This window comes from Dermatophilaceae bacterium Soc4.6 (genome assembly GCA_039889245.1).
Lineage (GTDB): Bacteria > Actinomycetota > Actinomycetes > Actinomycetales > Dermatophilaceae > Lapillicoccus.
Genome location: JAZGVH010000002.1, coordinates 3,664,575 through 3,686,993, shown reverse-complemented (window position 1 = coordinate 3,686,993; position 22,419 = coordinate 3,664,575). Strand labels below are relative to the sequence as shown.

Below are 22,419 nucleotides of genomic sequence, written 5' to 3'. Positions count from 1 at the left end.
CGGCGTCAGCCGCCGACGGTGGCCGTCGGGGTCGGGTCCGTGGTGGGGAGCGCCGTCGGGTCGGTGGTCGGGGCCGCTGTCGGGTCCGCGGCGCGCATCTCGGTGCCGATGGGTGAGCCTGTCGTCGAGCCCGCCGCCTGCTTCTCGGTGCCGATCGGCGCGTTCGCAGGCTGGTTCTCGGTGCCGATCGGGGGCGGCTCCGTCGTCGTCGGGTCCGGCGCCGGCGTGGTGGTTCCCGGGTCGGTGGGCACCGGCGGCTGCGTGGGCTCGGTCGTCGGCGGTGGCGGTGGCGGTGGCGGCGGGTCCACTGTCGGAGGTGTCGTGGGGTCCGGCGCTGATGACGATGACGGCGACGTGTCGGCCGGCGCTGGGGCGGGCTCGGTGCCCGTCGGACCCGCGGAGGGGGCCGCCGTCGACGACGTCGTCTCCGGGACGCTACCGCCGGGGGTCGTAGTCGGGTCGGCAGCGGCGGGAACGGAGCTCGTTGACGGGCTGCTCGAGGCCACCGACTGTGCGGGCACCGGCACGGACGCCCGCGCCTCGGTCGCGACGGTCGGCAGCTCGAGCGTGAGGACGATCAAGGACTGGGTGGCCGACAGCCCGCTGAGCACGCCGGAGGTCGCCCCACAGGCCTGCTGCCCGAAGGGGAGCTCGGGGCACACGATCGAGGTCGTGCTGGCGCCACCGACCACCTGGTAGCTGACAGGGAGTGCGTCGAGCCCGACGCTCATGAGGGGGTGCAGCGCCGTGGCGCCGCGGGTGCTGCCGTCCGCCGACCTGGAGAACGCGCCGCTCAGGACGTATGTCAGCCTGACCGAGCTGGCCTTCTTGCGGAAGTCGATCCTCGTCCTTCCCTTGAGCTCGACCGTATCGAAGTACTGATTGTCGACCCAGATGATGACCTGCCGCACCTGCGGTCGCAGGCCGTCGAACTGCGCACCGGCGCCGGCGATCGACGGTGGCTTAAGGTCCACGAACGTGCGGGGGCTGGCGAAGGTCGCGGTCTCGCTCATCGTGATCGTGCTGTCGGGATGTGGTGTGGCCGTGACCCGCAGGCCGGGTGCCGCGGCCGACGGCAGGGTCTGCCGCACGTGAACATCGCTCGCGAGGACGAAGGAGGGACGCACCTCGGAGCGGGTGACGGGTCCGGGACCGGTCTTCGACCCGATCGCACCGGACGCGACGACCGGGGTCTTGACGGGCGGCACGGGGGTGCTCAGCACCAGACCCGAGACCACCACGAAGCCCAGAGCCACCCCGAGGGCGCTTCGGACACGCCGCCCTTGAGGCACGCGCACGGCATACTGGACCACTGTTCACGCACTCCTTCTCGACGGCACCGTGACATCGGCGACCATGGCAGCTTCGTTCCCCGTGCCGACTCTGCATGATCCGACACCTCAAAGCATAGGCCGCGTCACACGGGGCCGTGCCCGTTTTCCCCAAATTTGACCGTTGGGACTAGTCCATCGGGAGGGGCCTGCATACAACCGAAGCCGAACCCTTGACAGGGCCCGGCTTCCGGTCTGGATCGGGTGGAGCTGAGGGGATTCGAACCCCTGACCCCCTCCATGCCATGGAGGTGCGCTACCAACTGCGCTACAGCCCCGTGCGATGACTCGCGGGGAGCCACCCCGTCTCCGGAGCAGCCTCGCCGAGTTTAGCCATTGGCGTGCCCACCGCCCAAATCGGTGGGTGACCAGGACGCCGCGGGCTCGTCGGCGACGGCACCGCCGCCGATGTTCCACTGCTCGATCCGCCACGGCGGCGGGCCAGCGTCGCCGCCGGCTCGGCCGGCCTCGCTCACCCGCGCCCAGTGGCAGTTGTCGAGCCCGCGAAGGACCCGCCCGGCCTGCATCTGGTCGAGGCCGACGAGCGAGGCCACGAGGGCCCGCGAGGTGATGCCGTGGCACACGATCAGACCGGTCTGGCCGGGAGCCAGCGCGGCGACCACCTCGTCGGCCGCCGCGCGGGCGCGCAACGCGAGCTCGGCGACCGTCTCTCCCGAGTGACCACGCCGTGCGTCGATCCCCTTCGAGAGCGCTAGGAGGGTCGCCGGATCGGACTCGCGCACCTCGGCCGCGGTCCGGCCTCCCCACCGCCCCACATCGATCTCCCGCAGGCGGGCGTCACGGGTCACGGGCACCCCGAGCCGGGCGGCCACGGCGTCGGCCGTGTCGGCTGCTCGACGAAGGTCCGACGACACGACGACGCTCGGCCGCAGCGCCGCCACCACCGGCGCCGCCAGCCGGGCCTGCTCCCGACCGGTGGCGGACAGCCGGCTGTCGCGGTGGCCCTGCCAGATGCCAGCAGCGTTGTCGTCGGTCTCCCCGTGGCGCATGACCACGAGGTGGCGGCTCGTCACGGCGGGCCGCGTCAGGTCGCGTCGGCGACCGACAGGTCGATCAGGGGGCAGTCCTTCCAGAGTCGCTCGAGCTGGTAGAACTCGCGCTCCTCCTCGTGCTGCACGTGCACGACGATGTCACCGAAGTCGATGAGGACCCAGCGACCCTCCCGCTGGCCCTCACGGCGCAGCGGCTTGGCCCCGATGTCGCGCAGCCGGTCCTCGATCTCGTCGACCACGGCGCCGACCTGGCGCTCGCTGTCGGCCGAGGCGATGACGAAGACGTCGGTGAGGGCGAGGTGGCCGGTGACGTCGAGGGCGATGACGTCGTGCGCCACCTTGTCCTCGGCGGCAGCGGCAGCGGTCTTCGCGAGGGACAGGGCGCGGGGTGAGGCGGTCACAATGCTTCGAGGGCCTTCTCGTGGAGGAACGGCAACGGGGAGCTGCCGTAGAGGGAGTACTTGTGGATGTATTGGACGACACCGTCGGGCACGAGGTACCAGACCGGTTGACCTGCGACGACGCGGGCCCGGCAGCCGGTCGAGCTGATGGCCATGGCCGGCACCTCCTGCAGGCTGATCGTGTGGGTCGGCAGCCCGGTGTCGCTGAGCACGTGGCCGGGCCGGGTGACCCCGACGAAGTGGGCGAGGTCCCACAGCTCGTCGACGTCCTTCCAGGTGAGGATCTGGGCCAGCGCGTCGGCGCCGGTGATGAAGAACAGGTCGTCGTCCGGGTGCAGCTCGCGCAGGTCACGCAGGGTGTCGATGGTGTAGGTGATGCCGGGTCGGTCGATGTCGACGCGGCTGACGGTGAAGCGGGGGTTGGACGCCGTCGCGATGACGGTCATGAGGTAGCGGTGCTCAGCCGGTGTGACGGCACCCCCGGCCTTCTGCCAGGGCTGTCCCGTCGGCACGAACAGCACCTCGTCGAGGTCGAATCGCGCCTGGACCTCGCTCGCAGCAACGAGGTGGCCGTGGTGGATGGGGTCGAACGTCCCCCCCATCACCCCGAGCCGCTTGCTCAGTGCTGGCCCCCGGCAGGGGGCTGGCCGGAACGGCCGGCCTTCGCGGCGCGGACCCGGGCCTCCTTGTCGGCCACCTTGGCCGCCGTGTTGCGGAAGGACCACAGGACGCCCAGCCCGGCGAGGAAGGTCGCGAACGCGATCAGCGCGTAGGCGAAGGGAGGCATCGGCAGCGCAGACGCCGCTTCGGCGGAGACGAGGGCGGGGACGACGATGGCGGGCATTGCTCCAGCCTACCGCCGACGCAGCCTCCCGAGGGCCATGCCGGCACCGCGCGACACCACGACCCCCCCTCACAGACGCGTCCCACTCGCCCCACAGGTGCCGCAGTGGTCTCGCCGTACATTGGACGACATGAACCCGGAGCTGTCGGTCGTCATCCCGATGTACAACGAGGAGGACGTCCTCCCCCTGCTCGTCGACCGGCTGCGTCCCACCCTCGAGGCCACCGGAGCGACCTACGAGGTCATCGCCGTCGACGACGGCAGCACCGACCTGACCGCGGCCCTGCTGCAGCGGCTGCACCGTGAGTGGGACGCCGTGCGCGTGGTGCGGCTGCGCGCCAACGCCGGCCACCAGGCGGCGATCTCGGCCGGGCTGGTCAGCGCGCGGGGCGACTACGTCGTCACCATCGACGCCGACCTGCAGGACCCCCCCGAGGTCATCGGAGAGATGCTCGACAAGGCCCGCGACGAGGGGCTCGACGTCGTCTACGGGGTGCGCGGCGACCGCTCCACCGACACCTTCTTCAAGCGGGTCACAGCCCGCGCCTTCTACCGGACGATCCAGCGCCTGAGCGCCACCAGCGCGCAGAGCGACGCGGGCGACTTCCGCCTGATGTCCCGGGCCACGGTCGACGCGATCACCGTCCTGCCCGAGCACAACCGGGTGCTGCGCTTCATCGTGCCGGCCCTGGGCTTCCCCTCGGGCACGGTCGAGTACCGCCGCGAGGAGCGGGCTGCGGGCGTCTCGAAGTACCCCTTCCTCAAGATGGTCAAGCTCTCGGTCGACTCGGTCACCGGCTTCTCCATGGCCCCCCTGCGCCTGGCGACCCTCCTCGGCATCGGCGGCGGCGTCCTCGCCGTGCTCCTCGGCCTCTTCGCCATCATCGAGAACGCCGCGGGCAAGGCCGTCGCCGGCTGGACCTCGACCGTCGTCATCGTCGCGGCCGTGGGCGCCGCCCAGCTGCTGTGCCTCGGCCTGCTCGGCGAGTACATCGGGCGGATGTACACCCAGATGCAGGGCCGGCCCACCTACTTCATCGCCTACGACTCCCTGCGGGCCGCCGACGCGCGTCGCGGGCCGACCGACACCCCCCTGCCCCCCGTACGACGAGCCGCAGGCGCCCCGCTTGTGGCGCGCACCCCCGACCCCCGGGCGGTGCCCGTCACCGACCCGACCGGGCCAGGTGGGTCGTCAGCGCCGGGGGCGGGCGGTGACGAGCAGGCTCACACCGGGCAGCTGCTTGACCGGTAGGTAGCGCTCGGCGGTGATGACCGCGCGCAGCCCGGCGTTGACCACCGGGTGCAGGTCATCGAGGTCGCTGCCGCTGCTGCTGCGACGACGCATCGCGACCACCGGGCGCAGCAGGACGTTCCACGAGTCCATGCTGACGACGTCGAAGCCGCCCCGCACCAGCACGTCGCGCAGGGTCTCGCGCGTGTAGCGGCGCACGTGGTCGACCGCCTCGTCGTGGGCCGACCACAGGCGCGGGTCGGCCGGGACCGCCACGAGGTAGGTGCCCCCCGGTCGCAGGGTGCGGCGCACCTCGGTGACCGCGCGCGTGTCGTCCTCGATGTGCTCGAGGATGTCGAAGGCCACGACGAGGTCGAGGCTGGCATCGGCCACGGGCAGCCGGGTCGCGTCAGCCCGCATCGTCGCGAGACCGCGCTCGTGCGCCACCCGCGCCCCGTCCTCGCCGTACTCGAGCGCCGCGGGCCGCCACCCCAGGTCGCGCAGCACGCGGGTGTTGCCACCCCCGGCGGCGCCGATGTCGAGGGCGTCACCGGGCGCCAGCCCCTGCAGGGCCTTGGCCAGCAGATGGCGCCGCTCGCGGTACCACCAGTGGCTGTCCTCGAGCGCGGCGAGCTTACGGACCTCGGTGCCTTCCACGCGCCGATCATGCCAGCGGACGGCCCCGGAGCGCGCATCACGACCACCCTCCGGCCTGTCGAGCCTGAGGGACCGGAGGCGGGACCGCTCAGGCGCGCACCTGACCGTCGCCCTCGACGAGCCACTTGGTCGTGGTCAGCTCGGGCAGCGCCATCGGGCCGCGCGCGTGGAGCTTCTGCGTCGAGATGCCGATCTCGGCGCCGAAGCCGAACTCGCCGCCGTCGGTGAAGCGGCTCGAGGCGTTGACGACGACGACCGCAGCGTCGACCTCGGCCTGAAACCGACGGGCGGCCGCGCGGTCACGCGTGACGATGACCTCGGTGTGCATGGTGCCGTGGGTGGCGATGTGCGTCATCGCCGCGTCGAGGTCGGGCACGATGCGCACGCCGAGGTCGAGGGAGTACCACTCCCTGTCGAAGTCGCCCTCCCCCGCCATCGCGTGAGCTGCACCGGCGGCCTCGGCATACGGCGTCACCTCGGGCCCGGTGTGCACGGTGACCCCGGCCGCGCCGAGGGCGGCGAGGACCTTGGGCAGGAAGGCGGCGGCCACCGCCTCGTGGACGAGCATCGTCTCGGCGGCGTTGCAGACGCTCGTGCGCTGGGTCTTGGAGTTCAGGACGATGGCGAGGGCCTCGTCGAGGTCGGCGCCGGCGTCGACGTAGACGTGGTTGACCCCCGTGCCCGTCTCGATCACCGGCACGGTGGACTCGCGCACGACGGTCGCGATCAGGTCGGCGCCACCGCGGGGGATGACGAGGTCGACCAGGCCACGCGCCGTCATCAGGGCCCGGGCGTCGTCGTGGCTGCCGGTGTCGAGCAGGGAGACGGCTGCAGGGTCGAGACCCTGGGCAGTGAGGGCGGCGCCCATCGCGTCGACGATCGCGCGGTTGCTCGACCCGGCCGCAGAGCCGCCCCTCAGGATGACGGCGTTGCCGCTCTTGAGCGCCAGGGCCGCCGCGTCGACGGTGACGTTGGGCCGCGCCTCGTAGATCATGCCGAGCACGCCCATCGGCACCCGCACCTGGCGGATCTGCAGGCCGTTGGCCAGGGTCGAGCCGCGCACCACCTCGCCGACCGGGTCGGGCAGGGTGGCCACGTCGCGCACGGCGGCGGCGATCGAGGCGATCCGCTGCTCGTCGAGCATGAGTCGGTCGAGCAGGCCCGGGGCCAGGCCCTTGTCGCGCCCGCGGGCCAGGTCGTCGGCGTTGGCCGTCACGATCAGCGGCGTGGCCTCGACGAGCGCGTCGGCGACCGCGTGGAGCAGCTCGTCCTTCGCCGCCCGGGTCAGCTGGGCGAGGCGGCGTGAGGCGACCTTGGCCGCCGTCGCGACCTGCGCGACCTGGGAGACGACCTCGGGGTCGATGGGGCGCGCAGCGGTGGTGTCGGCCATGAGCCCAGCCTAGGTCAGCCGGCTTCGCTCACCCGCACGCTTTCGCGCACCCGCTGGAGCACCCGCAGCGAGCCGGTGACCGACCGCTCCTCGAAGCCGTCGGCGAGCGCGGCGAGGTAGAGGTGGTAAGGCGCCTGGCCGCCGTCGGCCGGGTCGGGGAAGACGTCGTGCACCAGCAGCACGCCGCCCACGCGCACGTGGTGGGCCCACCCGGCGAAGTCGGCCTGCGCCGCCTCCTCGGTGTGGCCACCGTCGACGAAGAGCAGGTCGAGCGGCGTCCGCCACCAGGCGGCGACGACCGCGGAGCGGCCGACGACCGGCGTCACGACGTCGGTCAGGTCGGCCAGGCGCAGGGTGCGGCGCAGGTGGGGCAGGGTGTCGAGCCGACCGGTCTCCGGGTCGACGAGCGAGGTGTCGTGGTACTCCCAGCCCACCTGGTGCTCCTCCGAGCCGGTGTGGTGGTCGAGCGTGACCAGCGCGGCGCCGGCCTGCCGGGCGGCGTCACCGAGCCACACCGTCGACCTGCCGCAGTAGGAGCCGATCTCGAGCCCGAGACGAGGCGTCAGGCCGTCATACGGCGCGAGGTGGGTGAGGGCCGCCGCGTGCAGCGCCTCCCCCTCGTCGTCGGGCATGAAGCCCGTGACGTCGGCGAGAAGGCTCAGGAGGCCAGGAGGCAGGGGCACAGGTCGACCTCGTCGTCGGAGTGGGAGTCGGCGGCGCGGAGCCCGTCACCGCGGAAGAGACCGGCAGCGGGCGTCGCACCGCTGATGGCATCGACCGCCAGCAGCACCGTGGCGCCGGTCCAGGTCGTGCGCTCGACGGGCCACCGCTTGCCGTCGGCGTAGACCAGACCCGTCCAGTAGGACCCGTCGTCCTCACGCAGGTGCTGCATCGCCCCGAGCAGGGCCCGGGCGTCGGCGTCGCGGCCGATCGCCGCGAGCGCGAGCACCAGCTCGGCGGTCTCGCCCCCGGTGACCCACGGGTGGTCGCTGACGCAGTGCACGCCGAGGTCGGCGACGACGAACTCCTCCCAGCGTGCGGCCAGGTGGCGGTGGGCCTCGGCGCCCGAGAGGGCTCCGGTGAGCACGGGGTAGTACCAGTCCATCGCATGGGTCGGCTTGGGACAGAAGGCTTCTGGGTGCTCGCGTACCGCGTGCCGCAGCTGGGTGAGCGGCCCCAGCCACTGGGGGCGGGGGTCGTCGACGACGTCGGCGAGGGCCACGGCGCAGCGCATGCTGAGCTGCATGCTGGCGCACCCGGTCAGGAACGCCTCGTCGGTCGGGCGGCCGCCCTCCCCCACCGCCCAGGCGATGGACCCGTCGTCGCGCTGCAGTCGCAGCACGGCCTCGGTCGCGGCATCGACGGTCGGCCACAGACGCTCGACGAACCGACGGTCGCGGGTCGCCCGCCAGTGGTGCCACACCCCGGTCGCGAGGTAGGCCCCGAAGTTGGCGTCGGCGTGCGGGTCGGTCACCCGGTCGCCGTCGTAGGCCATGGCCCAGGTACCGTCGGCGCGCTGGGCGGAGCGCGACCAGTCGTAGGCGGCGACGGCCTCCTCGTGCCGACCGGCGACGGTCAGACCCATCGCGCCCTGCACGTGGTCCCACGGGTCGAGGGGGCCCGCGGCATACCAGGGGATGGCGCCCGAGGGCAGCTGGGCGGCGACGATGCTCGCCGCCGTGAGGGCCGCCTGCTGCGGTGTGAGCACTCCCGCGACGGCGAGAGCCGTCATCGGCCCACCGGCTTGCGGAAGTAGAGGGCGACGCTCTTGCCGATCAGCGGGTCGAGGGTGCGCTCGGCGATGCGGGTCAGGGCGGGCGCCTTCATCATGTCCCACACCAGCATCCGGTGATAGGCGCGCACGGCTGGGTGGTCGTCGTCGTGGACCCCGACCGCGCACTTGAGCCACCAGAACGGCGCGTGGAGGGCGTGGGCGTGATGGCTGTGGGTGAAGACGAGGCCCGCCGCCTCGAGCTTGCCGCGCAGCTCGTCGGCGCGGTAGATGCGGATGTGGCCGCCCTCGTTGGCGTGGTACTCGTCCGACAGGGCCCAGCAGACCTTCTCGGGGAGCCAGCGCGGCACGGTCACGGCGAGGGTCCCGCCGGGGGCGAGGATGCGGGTGAGCTCGGAGATCGCGGCGACGTCGGCCGGCACGTGCTCGAGGATCTCGGAGGCCAGCACGACGTCGAAGCTCGCGTCGTCGAAGGGCATCTCGAGCGCGTCGCCCACGACGACCTCGCCGGTGCCGCCCGGCGGCACCTCACCCTCCAGCTCCATGGCCGCGAACCTGCCCTTCACGCCCTCGAGCTCGCTCTCGTCGAGGTCGTAGGCCGTGACGCGGGCCCCGCGGCGCAGCGCCTCGTAGCTGTGGCGGCCGGCGCCCGCCCCGACGTCGATGAAGCGGGTGCCACGACCGACCCGGAGGCGGTCGAAGTCGACGGTCAGCACGAGAGGTCCTCCGAGAGGATGGCGGGAGAGGCGGATGCAGCTGAAGAGGTGGGCTGGGAGGCGGCCACGGCGTCGACGTAGGCCTCGACGGTGCGCCGGGCGACCGAGGCCCAGCTGTAGAGCGCGAGGACGCGCTCGCGGCCGGCGGCGCCGAGGCGGGCCCGCTCGCCCTCGTCGTCGAGCAGGGCGCGCACGGCGGCGGCGATCGCCTCGGGGTCGCCGGGCGGCACGAGCACGGCGGCGTCGCCGACGACCTCGGGCAGGGCGCCGGCGCGGCTGGCGACGACGGGGGTGCCGCACGACATCGCCTCGACCGTCGGCAGCGAGAACCCCTCGTAGAGCGAGGGCACGCACATCACCTCGGCCGAGGCGAGGAGGGCCGCCAGCGCCGCGTCCGTGAGGTCGCTCGTGACCGTCACGGCGTCGTCCAGGCCGAGCTCGGTGATCCTGCGGCGGGTGGGGCCGCCGGGCTCGAGCCGGGCGACCAGCTGCAGCTCGACCGGTCGCTCGGCGCGCAGCTTGGCCACGGCCTCCAGCAGGTGGACCACGCCCTTGAGCGGCCGGTCGGCACTCGCGACCGCGACCAGCCGCCCCACCACCCGCTCCCCCGCCGGCGCGAAGAGCGCGGTGTCGACGCCCAGGGGCACGACCCGGATCTGCCCCGGAGCGAGGGCGAAGTCGGCGGTCGCGTCGGCCGCCGCGACGTCGGAGACCCCGAGCACCACCGGCAGGCGACGGGCGACCTGCGCCTGCATCGCGACGAAGGCATACCAGCGCCGCAGGGCGACCCGGCGCCGACGGGTCGGCGCCTCGGCGAGGTCGACCGCGCGGTCGCGGCTGATCGGGTGGTGCAGCGTGGCGACGAGGGGGATGCCCCGGCGGGCGAGCGCCAGCAGACCGTAGCCGAGGCTCTGGTTGTCGTGCACGACGTCGTACCGGCTCGGGTCGGCGCGTAGGAGGCGCGCGGCGCGCAGGCTGAAGCCCAGCGGCTCGGCGAAGCAGCCGGTGAGCATCGTGGCGTACTCCACCACGTCGGCGACGCTGCGGAACTCTGCGAGACGCGGCGTGCGGAAGGGGTCCGGCTCGCGGTAGAGGTCGAGGCTCGGGACCTCGACCAGCCGCACCCGCGGGTCGAGACGCGCGGGGTAGGGCTGGCCGCTGAGGACGTCGACCTCGTGCCCGAGGTCGGCGAGGGCTCGGCTGAGGTGGCGGACGTAGACGCCCTGGCCGCCGCAGTGCTCCTTGCTGCGGTAGGACAGCAGTGCGACGCGCACGACACCTCCGGTTACCACTGAGTAGGACAGGGAGGGACCAGTCAACCATCACGGCTGCCAGGGAGCCCTCCCGTCCCGGAATCCGACCCTTCCCCCACTTTCCGCTTGTTGCTCCGGATGCGCCCGAACCGGCGGGATCGGGGATAGTCGGGCCGATCAGGAGGAACGTGCGGACGTCAGAGCAGGACGAGGTCGTCGCGGTGCACGACCTCGCGCTCGTAGTGCTGGCCCAGCTCACGGGCGAGCGCCTTGGTCGAGCGCCCCAGGAGGGCGGGCAGCTCGTCGGAGGAGTAGTTGACGAGGCCGCGGGCCCGCGGGCGTCCGTCGAGGCCGACCAGGTCGACCGGGTCACCCTCGAGGAAGCGGCCCTCCACGGCAGTGATCCCCGCCGGTAGCAACGACTTCCGCCGGTCGACGACTGCGGCGACCGCCCCGTCGTCGAGCACCAGCCGGCCGCGGGGGGTGGTCGCATGCGCCAGCCACAGCAGCCGGGACGGGCGTCTGGTGCCGGTGGGGAGGAAGAGCGTGCCGACCTCGTCGCCGGCGAGGGCGGCATACGCCTGCTCGGCCGAGGTGAGCACGGTGGTGATGCCGGCAGCGGTGGCGATGCCGGCGGCCTCGATCTTGGTCGTCATGCCGCCGGTGCCGACCTTGCTGCCCGAGCCCTTGATGACGATGCCCTCGAGGTCGGCGGGGCCGGCGACCACGGGGACCCGGGTCGAGCCCGGGCGGGAGGGCGGCCCGTCGTAGAGCGCGTCGACGTCGGAGAGCAGCACGAGGGCGTCGGCGTGCACGAGGTGGGCGACCAGCGCGGCCAGCCGGTCGTTGTCGCCGAAGCGGATCTCCTGCGTGGCGACCGTGTCGTTCTCGTTGACCACCGGCACGGTCGCGAGGTCGAGCAGCCGGTCGAGGGTGCGGCGGGCGTTGGCGTAGTGGGTGCGGCGGGTGACGTCGTCGGCGGTGAGCAGCACCTGCCCGACCGTCAGACCGTGGGTGGCGAACGCCGCCTGGTATGCCGCCACCAGGGCACCCTGCCCCACGCTGGCCGCGGCCTGCTGGGTCGCGAGGTCACGCGGGCGCGAGGCCAGGCCGAGGGGGCCGAGGCCGGCCGCGATGGCCCCCGAGGAGACGAGCACCACGGAGTCGCCTGCGGTGCTGCGCGACGCGACGGCGTCGACGAGGCTGACCAGCCGCGCCCCGTCGAGCTGACCGTCGGATCCGGTCAGCGACGACGACCCGACCTTGACGACGAGCCGCTTCGCCTGCTGGATCACGGACCGGGTCACGCAGCCGAGTCTAGGGTTGTGACGGAGGCACCCCCTCCCCCACCCACTTGTTGCGGAGGGCACCGGTCAGGTGGGGCAATCAGCCCTCGAAACCCATCTCTCACCGCAACAAGTCGGTATGGAGGGGGGCGGTCAGGCCTCGGGGTTGGCTTCGCTCACGGTCGGGGACTCGTCGAACTTGTCCTCGCGGCCGTCGGCCGTCGCCCAGTGCCCCGACTGGCGCTCGGCCTCGAGCTCGGCCTGGGTGCGCTGACGGGCGACGTAGCGGTCGCGGGCGGCTTCACGCTTCTCGCGCGTGCTCAGGCGGGTGCTCGGGTCGAGCCGCAGGTCGGTGCCGCGCTGGCCCAGCAGCTCGGCGCCGGTGACCATGGTCGGCTCCCAGTCGAAGACGACCGCGTCGTCGGAGGCGCCGATGAGGACCGTGTCACCGGCGACGGCGCCCGACTTCAGGAGCGCCTGCTCGACGCCGAGCCGGCCGAGCCGGTCGGCGAGGTAGCCGACCGCCTCGTCGTTGGAGAAGTCGGTCTGGCGCACCCAGCGGGTCGGGCGCTCGCCCACCACGCGGTAGGCCGGGCCGTCGGGGGTCTCCTCGCGCACGATCTTGAAGCCGCTGTCGTCGACGGCGCGCGGGCGCAGGATGACGCGGCGGGGGGTGACGACAGGGGCGTCGGCCCGGGCCTGCAGCACCAGACGCGACAGGGCGAAGGTCAGCTCGCGCAGGCCGGTGCGGGCCACCGCAGACACGATGTGCACCTCCAGCCCGCGGGCCTCGAGGTCGCCCTTGACCAGCTCGGCCAGCTCGAGGGCCTCGGGGACGTCGGCCTTGTTGAGGACGACAACCCGGGTGCGCTCGGCCAGGGGCCGACCGCCGAGGTCGGCATCGGGCACGTAGAGCGACAGCTCGTTCTCGATGACGTCGAGGTCGGTCATCGGGTCGCGGCCCGGCTCCAGGGTCGCGCAGTCGACGACGTGCACCAGGACCGAGCAGCGCTCGATGTGCCGCAGGAACTCCAGCCCGAGACCGCGCCCCTCGTGGGCGCCGGGGATGAGCCCGGGCACGTCGGCGACGGTGAAGCGCTCCTCGCCCGCCTCGACGACGCCGAGGTTGGGCACGAGGGTGGTGAAGGGGTAGTCGGCGATCTTGGGCCGCGCGGCCGAGATCACCGAGACCAGCGAGGACTTGCCCGCCGAGGGGAAGCCGATGAGCGCGACGTCGGCGAGCGACTTCAGCTCGAGGACGACGTCCAGGGTGTCGCCGGGCTCACCGAGCAGGGCGAAGCCGGGCGCCCGGCGCCGAGGCGAGGACAGGGCCCGGTTACCCAGGCCGCCGCGTCCCCCGCGAGCGATGACGTGCTCGCTGCCCGCCCCGACCAGGTCGACGAGGATGCGGCCCTCGGCGTCCTTGACGACCGTGCCGTCGGGCACCGCCAGGACGATGTCGGCGCCGTCAGCGCCGTTGCGCTCGTCGCCGGCACCCGGCTTGCCGTGCCCGGCCACCCGGTGCGGGTGGCGGTGGTAGTCGAGCAGGGTGGTCGCCTGCGGGTCGACCCGCAGCACGACCGAGCCTCCCCGGCCCCCGTTCCCGCCGTCGGGGCCGCCGAGCGGCTTGAACTTCTCGCGCTTGACCGAGGCCACCCCGTGGCCGCCGTGACCGGCGCTCACGTGGAGCACGACCCGGTCGACGAAGGTGGTCGCCATGGTCACTCCTTCCGTGAGGCCGCTGGGGCCTCGTCATCCGTCTGATCCGTGGACGGGGGTGCGCCCCCGGGGCGTCGTACGACGTGCTGCGTGCGGCGGCCCAGCTGGTGGTGGGCACGCGTGAGGGGGCGGACCCGTGCGGCCCGCCCCCTCACGTGTGCACGCGAGCACTGGTCTGCGAGGAGGCTCAGGCCTCCGTGCTCACCAGCACCGGCTGCTCGATGTTGACCGTCTTGCGGCCGCGCTTGGTGCCGAACTTGACGGCGCCGGCGACGAGGGCGAACAGCGTGTCGTCCTTGCCGCGGCCCACGCCCATGCCGGGGTGGAAGTGCGTGCCGCGCTGGCGAACGATGATCTCGCCCGCGTTGACGAGCTGACCACCGAAGCGCTTCACGCCGAGGTACTGGGCGTTGGAGTCGCGACCGTTGCGGGTCGAGGACGCACCCTTCTTGTGTGCCATGTCAGTGTCTGCCTTTGTCTTCGAAGAGGAGTGGTCTAGATCGGGATCAGCCGGTGATGCCGGTGATCTTGACCTGGGTCAGGTGCTGACGGTGGCCCTGGCGCTTGCGGTAGCCGGTCTTGTTCTTGAACTTCATGATGGTGATCTTGGGGCCCTTGGCCGGCTTGACCACCTCGGCCGTCACCTTGACCTGGGCGAGCTTGGCGGCGTCGGACGTCACCGTCGACCCGTCGACGAGGAGCAGCGCCGTGAGGTCGATGCTGTCGCCTGCCTCACCGCGGACCTTGTCGATGATGAGGACATCGCCGACAGAGACCTTCTCCTGCCGACCACCAGCGCGAACAATCGCGTACACGTCGAGCTCACTCTCTTCTGTCGGTCACCTGGAGTGACCATTGCTGTCTAGGTGGTGCACGCTCTCGTGGACCGTCACGTAGCGCCTGCTCCGGCAGCCGGTGGACGTCGACTCAGGGAGTCGGCGCCGGGGCTGGGAGGAGCGGGGCACAGATCGGTGGGCGCACCGAGGGTCTAGGCTACCGGCCCCGGTGGCGTGCCACCAAACCGGGAAGGTCACGCGGGGCTCCCGTGCTCCCCCGAGTCGGCTGATCCCTGCTCCGACCCCGCGCGTGGCGGGCCCGCAGGTGCGACGACACGCCCGCGGCGACGCCGTCCACGAGCCGGGGCGGCCGCGTCGGACTCCACCGGCTCCGAATGGTCGGGCGCCGACTGGGCGCGCACGGCCTCGACGGGCGCGACCTGGACCGGCTCGGGTGTCGCGGGCTCGGGGGCAACAGGCTCCGGTGCGACCGCCTCCGACGTCGACTGCTCGGGGGCAGACGCCTCGGGTGACGCCTCGCGGGAGCCTCCCGCACTGCGTGACCGACGCGGCTGACGCTGACGCCCCCGACCACGAGGCGCGACCTCCGCCTCTGGCTCGGCAGCCGGGTCGGCCGGGCCCACCTCGTCCACCTCGGCAGGACTCAAGGCGAGCACCTGGGTCACGGCCTCCTCGACCGCGGCCAGCGCGCTGTCCAGCTCCGCGGCGTCGGCACTCGAGGCACTCTCGAGGACCTCGCCCGTGGTGGCCGGGTCGGCCGGGTCCTGCTCCTCGTACGACGCGCTCTCGGCCGCTGCGGTGCCCTCGACCGCCTTGACGGCCGCGGCGTGCGCCGCGGCGGCGATCTGGGCGGGGGTGGGACCGCCGGCGCGGGCGGCGGGCGCGGGCTCGGGCTCCGACCGGCCGCGACGCGAGCGCGGGGCACGGGCCGACGTCGGCTGCTCCCCGGCGGGGGCGCCGCCGTGACCCCCCTGGCTCGGGAGGCTGCCGCCAGCGCTGCCGCTGCGGTCGACCGGGTCGGTGTGCACGATGATCCCTCGCCCGGCGCAGGCCTCGCAGTTCTCGGAGAAGACCTCGATCAGGCCCGAGCCGACGCGCTTGCGCGTCATCTGCACCAGCCCCAGCGAGGTCACCTCGGCGACCTGGTGCTTGGTGCGGTCACGCCCGAGGCACTCGAGCAGGCGGCGCACGACGAGGTCGCGGTTGGCCTCGAGCACCATGTCGATGAAGTCGACGACGATGATGCCGCCGATGTCACGCACCCGCAGCTGCCGCACGATCTCCTCGGCGGCCTCGATGTTGTTCTTGGTGACCGTCTCCTCGAGGTTGCCACCCGACCCGACGAACTTGCCGGTGTTGACGTCGATGACGGTCATCGCCTCGGTGCGGTCGATGACCAGCGAGCCACCGGACGGCAGCCAGACCTTGCGGTCCATCGCCTTGGCGAGCTGCTCGTCGATGCGGTAGTGGCTGAAGAGATCGTCCTCGCGGGTCCACCGGGTCACCCGTGCGGCCAGGTCCGGGGCCACCGAGTCGACGTAGTCGGACACCTCGTTCCAGGCCGCCTCCCCCGCGACCACGAGGGAGCCGAAGTCCTCGTTGAAGACGTCGCGGATGACGCGCACCGTCAGGTCCGGCTCCCCGTGCAGCAGCACCGGGGCCGACCCGCCCTTGGCCTTGCCCTTGCTCTTGCTGGTGGCACCACCGGCGGCCTCGACCTTGGCCTGGATCTCCTCCCAGGTGCGGGTGAGGCGCTCGACGTCGGCTCGCAGCTCCTCCTCGGAGGCCCCCTCGGCGGCCGTGCGCACGATGACGCCGGCCGACGCCGGGACGACCTCCTTGAGGATCTTCTTCAGGCGGGCGCGCTCGATGTCGGGCAGCTTGCGCGAGATGCCGGTCATCGAGCTGTCGGGCACGTAGACGAGGTAGCGGCCCGGCAGCGAGATCTGCGAGGTCAGGCGGGCACCCTTGTGCCCGATGGGGTCCTTGGTGACCTGGACGAGCACGCTCTGGCCGGAGCCCAGGGCGTTCTCGATCCGCTTGGCCGAGCCGTGCTCGAGACCCGCGGCGTCCCAGTTGACCTCACCGGCATACAGGACCGCGTTGCGGCCCTTGCCGATGTCGACGAACGCGGCCTCCATCGACGGCAGCACGTTCTGCACGCGGCCGAGGTAGATGTTGCCGGCCATCGAGACGTTGGTCTCGCGGGAGATGTAGTGCTCCACGAGCACGTCGTCCTCGAGGACGCCGATCTGGGTGCGGTCGTCCTTGTGCCGCACGACCATGACCCGCTCGACGCTCTCGCGCCGGGCGAGGAACTCGGCCTCCGTGATGACCGTACGCCGACGCCCGGCCTCACGGCCCTCGCGGCGACGCTGCTTCTTGGCCTCGAGACGGGTCGAGCCCTTGACGCCGGTCACCTCGTCGCTCTGGCGGCGCGGCTCACGCACCCGGGTGACGACGTTGGGGGCGTCGTCGGACTCCGCCGACCCGCCTCCGCTGCGGCGACGGCGGCGGGTGCGACGGCGCGTGGCGCCCCCACCCTCGCCCTCACCGGGGTCGCTGTCGGTCTGCGCGTCGTCGGTCTGCGCGTCCTCGTCCGAGGAGGAGCCGTCTGCGGCGTTCGAGGCCCCGTCGCTGCCACCCTGGTCGTCGCCGGAGGAGCCCCCACGGCCCCGGCGGCCCTTGCCACCACGACGGCGGCGCCTGCGCGGCTGGTCCGGCGTCTCCTCCCCGTCGGCCGGGTCGGTCGCCTCGTCGGAGTCGTCCGAGTCGTCGGAGTCGTCCGAGTCGTCCGAGCCGTCGTCGGGCGCGTCGTCCTCGACCGGCTCGACCGGCTCGACGGCCGCATCGAGGTCGACCGTCGTCGCGGCAACGACCTCGTCGGGCACCGGTGCGACAGCCTCGGGGAGCTCTGGAGCGGCCGGCTCGGCGGCCGCCTCGTCGAGCGTGGTGGAGACAGGAGCATCGAGCGTGGGCTGGCCGACCGGAGCAGACGCCCGACGACGACGGCGCGCCGGAGGGGTCGGCGGCTGGGACACGAGGCCGAAGGCCGACGGGGCGGGCGGCTCGGCGTCAGGGACCGGCTCCGGGGTGGGCGACTCGACGGCAGGGGCCTGAAGGTCGGCATCCGGGAGGGCGGTGGTCTCCGCAGGGGCGGCGACCTTGCGGCTGGCACGCTTGCGGGGAGCCCGCTTGACCGGCGCGGGCCCCTGCGCGGTGTCGGCCTCGGTGTCGGCCTGGGCAGTCGCCTCTGCGCCCAGCACGGCGGACTCCACGGGGCTCTCGAGCTGGCCGGAGTCGGGCTCTACCGGCTCGGTGCTGAGCTGCGAGTCGGGGGCAGCGGCCGTCGTCTTCTTGGCCGCCCGCTTGCGTGGGGCAGCCACCTTCTTGGCCGCGACCTTGCGTGTACGCCGGGCGGGGGCAGCGGTTTCCGCCGTGCTGTCGGTGCTGCCGGCGCTGTCGCCGGCCCCGGTCGCTGCTGCCGGGTCCGCGCTCGCACCGGTCGGGGTGGTGGGGGTGTGGTCCTGCTCGGAAGCCATGCGGCGTCCCTCTCAGGTACGCACGCGACGATCCACACCGGGGCTCTCGCCCATCCCTCTCGTGGGTACCGGTTCTCGTGCTCGTCACCCGCGGTCGCGGGCGGCGGAAGTCGTCATCCTGCAGCCGGTCCGGTTCGCGGAGTGCGCGGCCCCGGGATCAGCTGCCGCCGACCTTCTCGTCGGCGGCCAGTGGATCGGTCACCCTCGCGGATGCGTCCAGCGGGCCCTGGGCCAGACGAGTCACCAGGGGTGGTCTCGGAGGCTCCAAGGTCGCGACTGCACGCAGCGCGGTCAGAATGTCGTCGGGCCGGACGGCAGGTGTGGTGTGTCGTACGACCAGTCGCAGTATCGCACAGTCGGCGCCCACCGCCGGGATCGCGTCCGGCACCGTGTCGCGCAGGTGGCGCAGGACGTCGTCGTCACCGACGCTCAGCGACACCACCGCCTCACGCACGTCGAAGGTGCGCGGGCCGGTCTTGAAGGTGCGCGACACCTCGACCCGATCGTGCGCGAGGAACACGCTGACGACGTCACGCAGCTGTGCGGCCGGCACACCGGCGAAGGCGAGGACCCAGTCGCTGGCCTGCAGCCGGTCGGCGAGGGCGCCGGGCGCCGCCTCGACGACCTGGAGCAGGTCGAGGCCCAGGGGGAGGGCATCGTCGAGGGCACGTCGCACGGCCTCCGGGTCGACGCGCACAGTCACCGAGATCTCGACGTACTCCGCCTCGCTCGCGGTGCCCGTGGGTGCCGCGTTGGCGTAGGAGATCTTCGGGTGTGGGTGGAACCCTGCGCTGAAGGCCATGGGCACACCGGCCCGACGCAGCGCCCTCTCGAGTGCGCGTTGGAAGTCACGGGTCGAGGAGAAGCGCAGCCGCCCCCGCTTGGCGTAACGGATGCGCAGCTTCTGCACGGCCGGATCGGGAGCCGGACCCTCGGGGACGCGCTGACGAGACATGGTCCGCAGGCTACGGGAGAGCACGGGCTCGGGAGGGCGGCCGGGTCCCGTCGCCGCGGCGGTCGACGCGAGCCCGGCCGCAGTGCTCCATTCGGCGACGAGGAGACGACCCGCTTGCTAGCGTGGCCTCTCGCCCACCCCGACCCGGAGGTCACGTGCCCCGCTTACGACGGACCCTCGGCGTCCCCGCGCTGGCCGCTCTCGCGCTCGGCGCGGCCCTGCTCGCCACCTCCGGCAGCGTCGCTGCCGCGACCCCCGGCGCGACGGCCGCACCCGCCACGAGCACCACGATCACCGCCGATGCTCCCTGCGGTGCGCTCGCCGGGGCGCCCGTCGTCGTCCACCACGTCGTCTGGGTGGTGTTCGAGAACAAGAGCCTGCCGATGTTCACCACCAGCCCCGCGACGAACGCGCCCTACCTCTCCGGTCTGGCCGCCCGGTGCGGGTCGGCGACGCAGTACACCGCGACCCCCTACTACGGCGCCAAGCTGGCCATGACGAGCGGCTCCGCCTGGGGCAGCACGGGCGACGTCAAGAAGGTGCCGGGCCCCGACCTCTTCAGCCAGCTGGCTGGCGACTGGAGGGTCTACATGGGCGACATGCCCTCCGCCTGCTCGGCGACCAACACCAAGACCTACTTCGCCCGGCACAACCCAGCCATCTGGTATGCCGATGCCGCGGCCGACTGCGCCACCCGAGACGTGCCCCTGCCGGGCACCCCCGGCGACCTCGACCTCTCGGCCTCCTTCACCTGGGTGGAGGCCAACGTCCCCCAGTCGATGCACGGGTGCAAGAGCCTGTGCCCCACCAGCCAGCAGAAGCGCCTGCTCCTCGGTGACACGTGGGCCTCGACCTGGGTGGACGGCATCCTGGCGTCGCCGCAGTACCTCGCCGGCGACACCGTCGTGCTCGTCTCGTGGGACCAGGCGACCCCGAGCCAGTCGCTGGCACCGCTCGTCGTGGTGTCGCCATGGACGACTCCGGGCACCGTCTCGTCGTTGGCCCACAGCCACTACAGCCTGCTCCGGGGCACCCAGGACCTGCTGGGCCTGCCCCCGTTGCAGGGCTCCGGAGGCGTCACCACCTCGGTGGCCGCCGACTTCGGGCTCGCTGGCTGACCCCGGTCGTCGACCGCTGACCGGTCGTCGACCCGGGTCAGATGGTGGCGGAGTCCTCCGTCGCTCCACGCACCGGCAGGTCGTCGAAGACGGCCGGGGGCTCGCTCCATACGGGAGGCAGGGTGCCCTCGTGCGCGCGGTGGCAGGCCTGCAGCACCCGCTGGGGGGTGAGCGGCATGTCGAGGTGCCGCACCCCGAGGTGGCTGAGCGCGTCGATCACCGCATTGTGCACGGCAGGGGTCGAGCCCACCGTCGCCGACTCGCCGATCCCCTTGGCGCCCAACGGGTTCAGATGGGTCGGGGTCTCGGTGTTGGCGGTGACGTAGCTCGGCAGCTCGGTCGCCGCGGGGATGGCGTAGTCGGCGAAGGTCGCCGTGAGCGGCTGGCCCGCGGCGTCGTAGCAGAACTCCTCCCACAGGGCCTGGGAGATGCCCTGGGCGATGCCGCCGTGCTGCTGCCCCGCGACGAGGAGGGGGTTGAGCACGCGCCCGCAGTCGTCGACCGCGACGTGGGCGACGGGGGTGACGAGCCCGGTCTCGGTGTCGACCTCCACGACGCTGACGTGCGCGCCGAAGGGGAAGGTGGCCCCGTGACCCACGAAGTCGTGGTCGGAGCGCAGCGGGCTGTCCTCCTGCGCACACTGCGTCGCGACCTCGGCCCAGCCGAGGCTCGGCTCGGGCACGCCGATGACGCGGAACCGGCCCTCCGAGAGCTCCACGTCGGCGACTGCCGCCTCGAGCAGCGAAGCCGCGACCTCGGTGGCCCTCGCCACCACGTCGTCGGCGGCCCCGGCGACGGCACTGCCCCCCAGCTGGAGCGAGCGGGAGCCGCCGGTGCCCGACCCCCGGGGCACGAGGGCGGTGTCCGACTGCTCGAAGCGCACCTGCGACAGCGGCACGCCGAGCCGGTCGGCCACGATGGTGGAGAAGGCCGTGGCGTGACCCTGGCCATGGCTCGAGGTGCCGGCGCGCACGGTCACGCCACCCGCTTCGTCGACCTCGACGACCCCGAGCTCGCCGCCGCCTCCACCGGTGATCTCGGCGTAGACCGACAGCCCGATACCGAGCTGGAGCACGTCGCCGCGCTCTCGGCGCACGGCCTGCTCCGCCCTCAGCGCGTCGTAGTCCGCGAGCCGGAGCGCCTCGCGCAGCGGCAGGTCGTAGTCACCGTTGTCGTAGGTCATGCCGGCCAGCGTGGAGAAGGGAAAGGCATCGGGGGGGATGAAGTTGCGACGTCGGATCTCCACCGGGTCGAGGCCCAGCTCGTCGGCCGCGAGGTCGACGAGACGCTCCAGCATCTCGGCCGCCTCGGGGCGCCCCGCACCCCGGAAGGCCCCCACCGGAGCGGTGTTGGTGAGAGCGGCCACCCCGGCGTAGTCGAGGGCACCGATGTCGTAGACCCCCGGCGCCATGATGTAGGTCGTGCTGTAGGCGAAGCTGCCGCCGAACCCGGCGTAGGCACCGCAGTCGCCCACGATCCGGCACCGCAGTCCCAGGAAGCGACCGTCGCCGTCCAGCCCCAGCTCGAGGTAGTCGACCTGGCTGCGTCCCTGCATCGAGAGCATGGCCTCGGAGCGGGTCTCCACCCACTTCACCGGCTGGCCGAGGTGGCGGGCAGCGGCGATGGTGACGAGGTGCTCGGCCCCTGCACCGGCCTTGCCACCGAAGGCCCCGCCGACGTCGGGGGCGATGACCCGGACGCGGTCGCGCTCCAGACCGAAGGTCCTGGCGATGACCCGTTGCGCTCCGTGCGGCATCTGCGTCGCCAGCCAGGCCGTGACGTCGTGGTCGTCCTCGGGCAGGCCGGGCACGGCGAGGATCGCGTTGCCCTCCAGGGGGGCGACGGCGAGCCGGTTGTTGCGCATCCGCAGTCGCACGATGTGCGCGGCACCGTCGAGCACGTCGGCGCCGGGTGCGCTGCGCTCACCGCCCGCGAGGTTGCGGGCGACGGCCTCGAACTGCAGGGGTGCACCGTCGGCGAGCGCGTCCTCGGGGTCGACCACGGCGGGCAGCGGCTCGTAGTCGACGTCCACCAGCTCAGCCGCGTCGACCGCCTGGGCCCGGGTCTGCGCCACGACCACGGCGACCGGCTCACCGACGAAGCGCACGCGGTCGGTGGCCAGCGGCATCCGGGGGCAGTCGGCGTTGACGGGCACGAAGGGGATGACCGGCCCCAGGTCGAGGTCCGCCGCGGTGAGGACCGCCAGCACCCCCGGGGCGGCGCGAGCCGCCTCGACGTCGAGCGACTGCACCCTCGCGTGGGCGACGTAGCTGCGCACGAACACGGCGTGCAGCACCCCGGTCACCGACCGGACGTCGTCGACGTAGGTGCTCCGTCCACGCAGCAGGTCGGGGTCCTCGACCCGGCGGACGGCGTTTCCCAGCAGTGATCCGGCCATGTTCGGCACTCTAGGACCCATGCCCGACGGATGGCG

At 73.0% G+C, this 22,419-nt stretch carries 20 protein-coding genes and 1 tRNA gene; 2 read left to right on the top strand and 19 right to left on the bottom strand.

Features of this window, described 5'->3' with window-relative positions; translation table 11 throughout:
- Positions 1–5: 5 nt before the first annotated feature.
- The 6 genes from V3N99_17335 to V3N99_17310 all read right to left on the bottom strand — a co-directional run bounded on the left by V3N99_17335 (position 6) and on the right by V3N99_17310 (position 3,589).
- Positions 6–1,256 (bottom strand): hypothetical protein, encoded by a 1,251-nt coding sequence (locus V3N99_17335; GenBank protein MEO3938498.1) that lies wholly within the window; start codon positions 1,254–1,256, stop codon positions 6–8.
- A gap of 280 nt (positions 1,257–1,536) precedes the next feature.
- Positions 1,537–1,609, bottom strand: a tRNA-Ala gene (locus V3N99_17330).
- 51 nt (positions 1,610–1,660) lie between these two features.
- Positions 1,661–2,365, bottom strand: coding sequence for a histidine phosphatase family protein (locus V3N99_17325; GenBank protein ID MEO3938497.1), 705 nt, complete (start codon positions 2,363–2,365; stop codon positions 1,661–1,663).
- Between the two features lie 11 nt (positions 2,366–2,376).
- The gene (rsfS, locus tag V3N99_17320; GenBank protein MEO3938496.1) at positions 2,377–2,745 is read right to left on the bottom strand and encodes a ribosome silencing factor; all 369 of its coding nucleotides are present in this window, start codon (positions 2,743–2,745) and stop codon (positions 2,377–2,379) included.
- The gene (nadD, locus tag V3N99_17315) at positions 2,742–3,350 is read right to left on the bottom strand and encodes a nicotinate-nucleotide adenylyltransferase (protein MEO3938495.1); all 609 of its coding nucleotides are present in this window, start codon (positions 3,348–3,350) and stop codon (positions 2,742–2,744) included. The genes rsfS and nadD overlap by 4 nt, the downstream gene beginning before the upstream one ends.
- A 14-nt stretch (positions 3,351–3,364) precedes the next feature.
- The gene (locus tag V3N99_17310) at positions 3,365–3,589 is read right to left on the bottom strand and encodes a hypothetical protein (GenBank protein MEO3938494.1); all 225 of its coding nucleotides are present in this window, start codon (positions 3,587–3,589) and stop codon (positions 3,365–3,367) included.
- Positions 3,590–3,719: 130 nt separating this feature from the next.
- Here V3N99_17310 and V3N99_17305 point away from each other — a divergent pair, with 130 nt between their 5' ends.
- Positions 3,720–4,841, top strand: a complete 1,122-nt coding sequence (locus V3N99_17305) for a glycosyltransferase family 2 protein (protein ID MEO3938493.1) — start codon at positions 3,720–3,722, stop codon at positions 4,839–4,841.
- Here the strand turns inward: V3N99_17305 and V3N99_17300 are convergent.
- The 12 genes from V3N99_17300 to V3N99_17245 all read right to left on the bottom strand — a co-directional run bounded on the left by V3N99_17300 (position 4,782) and on the right by V3N99_17245 (position 18,867).
- Complete coding sequence (locus V3N99_17300; GenBank protein ID MEO3938492.1) at positions 4,782–5,477, bottom strand: class I SAM-dependent methyltransferase; 696 nt, start codon at positions 5,475–5,477, stop codon at positions 4,782–4,784. The genes V3N99_17305 and V3N99_17300 overlap by 60 nt on opposite strands.
- Positions 5,478–5,565: 88 nt before the next feature.
- Entirely contained in the window at positions 5,566–6,867 is a 1,302-nt protein-coding gene (locus V3N99_17295; GenBank protein MEO3938491.1) for a glutamate-5-semialdehyde dehydrogenase, read from the bottom strand.
- Between the two features lie 14 nt (positions 6,868–6,881).
- Positions 6,882–7,550 (bottom strand): class I SAM-dependent methyltransferase, encoded by a 669-nt coding sequence (locus V3N99_17290; GenBank protein ID MEO3938490.1) that lies wholly within the window; start codon positions 7,548–7,550, stop codon positions 6,882–6,884.
- Entirely contained in the window at positions 7,526–8,599 is a 1,074-nt protein-coding gene (locus tag V3N99_17285; protein MEO3938489.1) for a prenyltransferase, read from the bottom strand. Before V3N99_17285 ends, V3N99_17290 begins: the two co-directional genes overlap by 25 nt.
- The gene (locus V3N99_17280) at positions 8,596–9,315 is read right to left on the bottom strand and encodes a class I SAM-dependent methyltransferase (protein MEO3938488.1); all 720 of its coding nucleotides are present in this window, start codon (positions 9,313–9,315) and stop codon (positions 8,596–8,598) included. Before V3N99_17280 ends, V3N99_17285 begins: the two co-directional genes overlap by 4 nt.
- Positions 9,309–10,589, bottom strand: a complete 1,281-nt coding sequence (locus V3N99_17275) for a glycosyltransferase family 4 protein (protein ID MEO3938487.1) — start codon at positions 10,587–10,589, stop codon at positions 9,309–9,311. Before V3N99_17275 ends, V3N99_17280 begins: the two co-directional genes overlap by 7 nt.
- A 176-nt stretch (positions 10,590–10,765) precedes the next feature.
- On the bottom strand, positions 10,766–11,875 hold the full coding sequence (gene proB, locus V3N99_17270; GenBank protein MEO3938486.1) for a glutamate 5-kinase: 1,110 nt from the start codon (positions 11,873–11,875) through the stop codon (positions 10,766–10,768).
- A gap of 132 nt (positions 11,876–12,007) precedes the next feature.
- A complete protein-coding gene (obgE, locus tag V3N99_17265; protein MEO3938485.1) occupies positions 12,008–13,573 on the bottom strand; it encodes a GTPase ObgE in 1,566 nt (521 codons plus the stop codon).
- Positions 13,574–13,760: 187 nt separating this feature from the next.
- Positions 13,761–14,033, bottom strand: a complete 273-nt coding sequence (gene rpmA, locus V3N99_17260; GenBank protein ID MEO3938484.1) for a 50S ribosomal protein L27 — start codon at positions 14,031–14,033, stop codon at positions 13,761–13,763.
- Between the two features lie 46 nt (positions 14,034–14,079).
- Positions 14,080–14,388, bottom strand: a complete 309-nt coding sequence (gene rplU / locus V3N99_17255; protein MEO3938483.1) for a 50S ribosomal protein L21 — start codon at positions 14,386–14,388, stop codon at positions 14,080–14,082.
- Between the two features lie 215 nt (positions 14,389–14,603).
- Positions 14,604–17,912, bottom strand: coding sequence for an Rne/Rng family ribonuclease (locus V3N99_17250; protein ID MEO3938482.1), 3,309 nt, complete (start codon positions 17,910–17,912; stop codon positions 14,604–14,606).
- Between the two features lie 157 nt (positions 17,913–18,069).
- On the bottom strand, positions 18,070–18,867 hold the full coding sequence (locus tag V3N99_17245; protein ID MEO3938481.1) for a TIGR03936 family radical SAM-associated protein: 798 nt from the start codon (positions 18,865–18,867) through the stop codon (positions 18,070–18,072).
- Between the two features lie 155 nt (positions 18,868–19,022).
- Between V3N99_17245 and V3N99_17240 the strand changes: the two genes are divergently transcribed.
- On the top strand, positions 19,023–19,985 hold the full coding sequence (locus V3N99_17240; protein MEO3938480.1) for a hypothetical protein: 963 nt from the start codon (positions 19,023–19,025) through the stop codon (positions 19,983–19,985).
- A gap of 37 nt (positions 19,986–20,022) precedes the next feature.
- Here V3N99_17240 and V3N99_17235 read toward each other — a convergent pair whose 3' ends face one another.
- Positions 20,023–22,383, bottom strand: a complete 2,361-nt coding sequence (locus V3N99_17235) for a xanthine dehydrogenase family protein molybdopterin-binding subunit (GenBank protein ID MEO3938479.1) — start codon at positions 22,381–22,383, stop codon at positions 20,023–20,025.
- Between the last annotated feature and the right edge of the window lie 36 nt (positions 22,384–22,419).

What these genes read in the sequence shown, in the direction of transcription:
- V3N99_17310 (MEO3938494.1), bottom strand. Translation starts at nt 3,589, where the DNA reads ATGCCCGCCATCGTCGTCCCCGCCCTCGTCTCCGCCGAAGCGGCGTCT.
- V3N99_17305 (MEO3938493.1), top strand. Translation starts at nt 3,720, where the DNA reads ATGAACCCGGAGCTGTCGGTCGTCATCCCGATGTACAACGAGGAGGAC.
- V3N99_17295 (MEO3938491.1), bottom strand. Translation starts at nt 6,867, where the DNA reads ATGGCCGACACCACCGCTGCGCGCCCCATCGACCCCGAGGTCGTCTCC.
- V3N99_17285 (MEO3938489.1), bottom strand. Translation starts at nt 8,599, where the DNA reads ATGACGGCTCTCGCCGTCGCGGGAGTGCTCACACCGCAGCAGGCGGCC.
- obgE (MEO3938485.1), bottom strand. Translation starts at nt 13,573, where the DNA reads ATGGCGACCACCTTCGTCGACCGGGTCGTGCTCCACGTGAGCGCCGGT.
- rpmA (MEO3938484.1), bottom strand. Translation starts at nt 14,033, where the DNA reads ATGGCACACAAGAAGGGTGCGTCCTCGACCCGCAACGGTCGCGACTCC.
- V3N99_17250 (MEO3938482.1), bottom strand. Translation starts at nt 17,912, where the DNA reads ATGGCTTCCGAGCAGGACCACACCCCCACCACCCCGACCGGTGCGAGC.
- V3N99_17245 (MEO3938481.1), bottom strand. Translation starts at nt 18,867, where the DNA reads ATGTCTCGTCAGCGCGTCCCCGAGGGTCCGGCTCCCGATCCGGCCGTG.
- V3N99_17235 (MEO3938479.1), bottom strand. Translation starts at nt 22,383, where the DNA reads ATGGCCGGATCACTGCTGGGAAACGCCGTCCGCCGGGTCGAGGACCCC.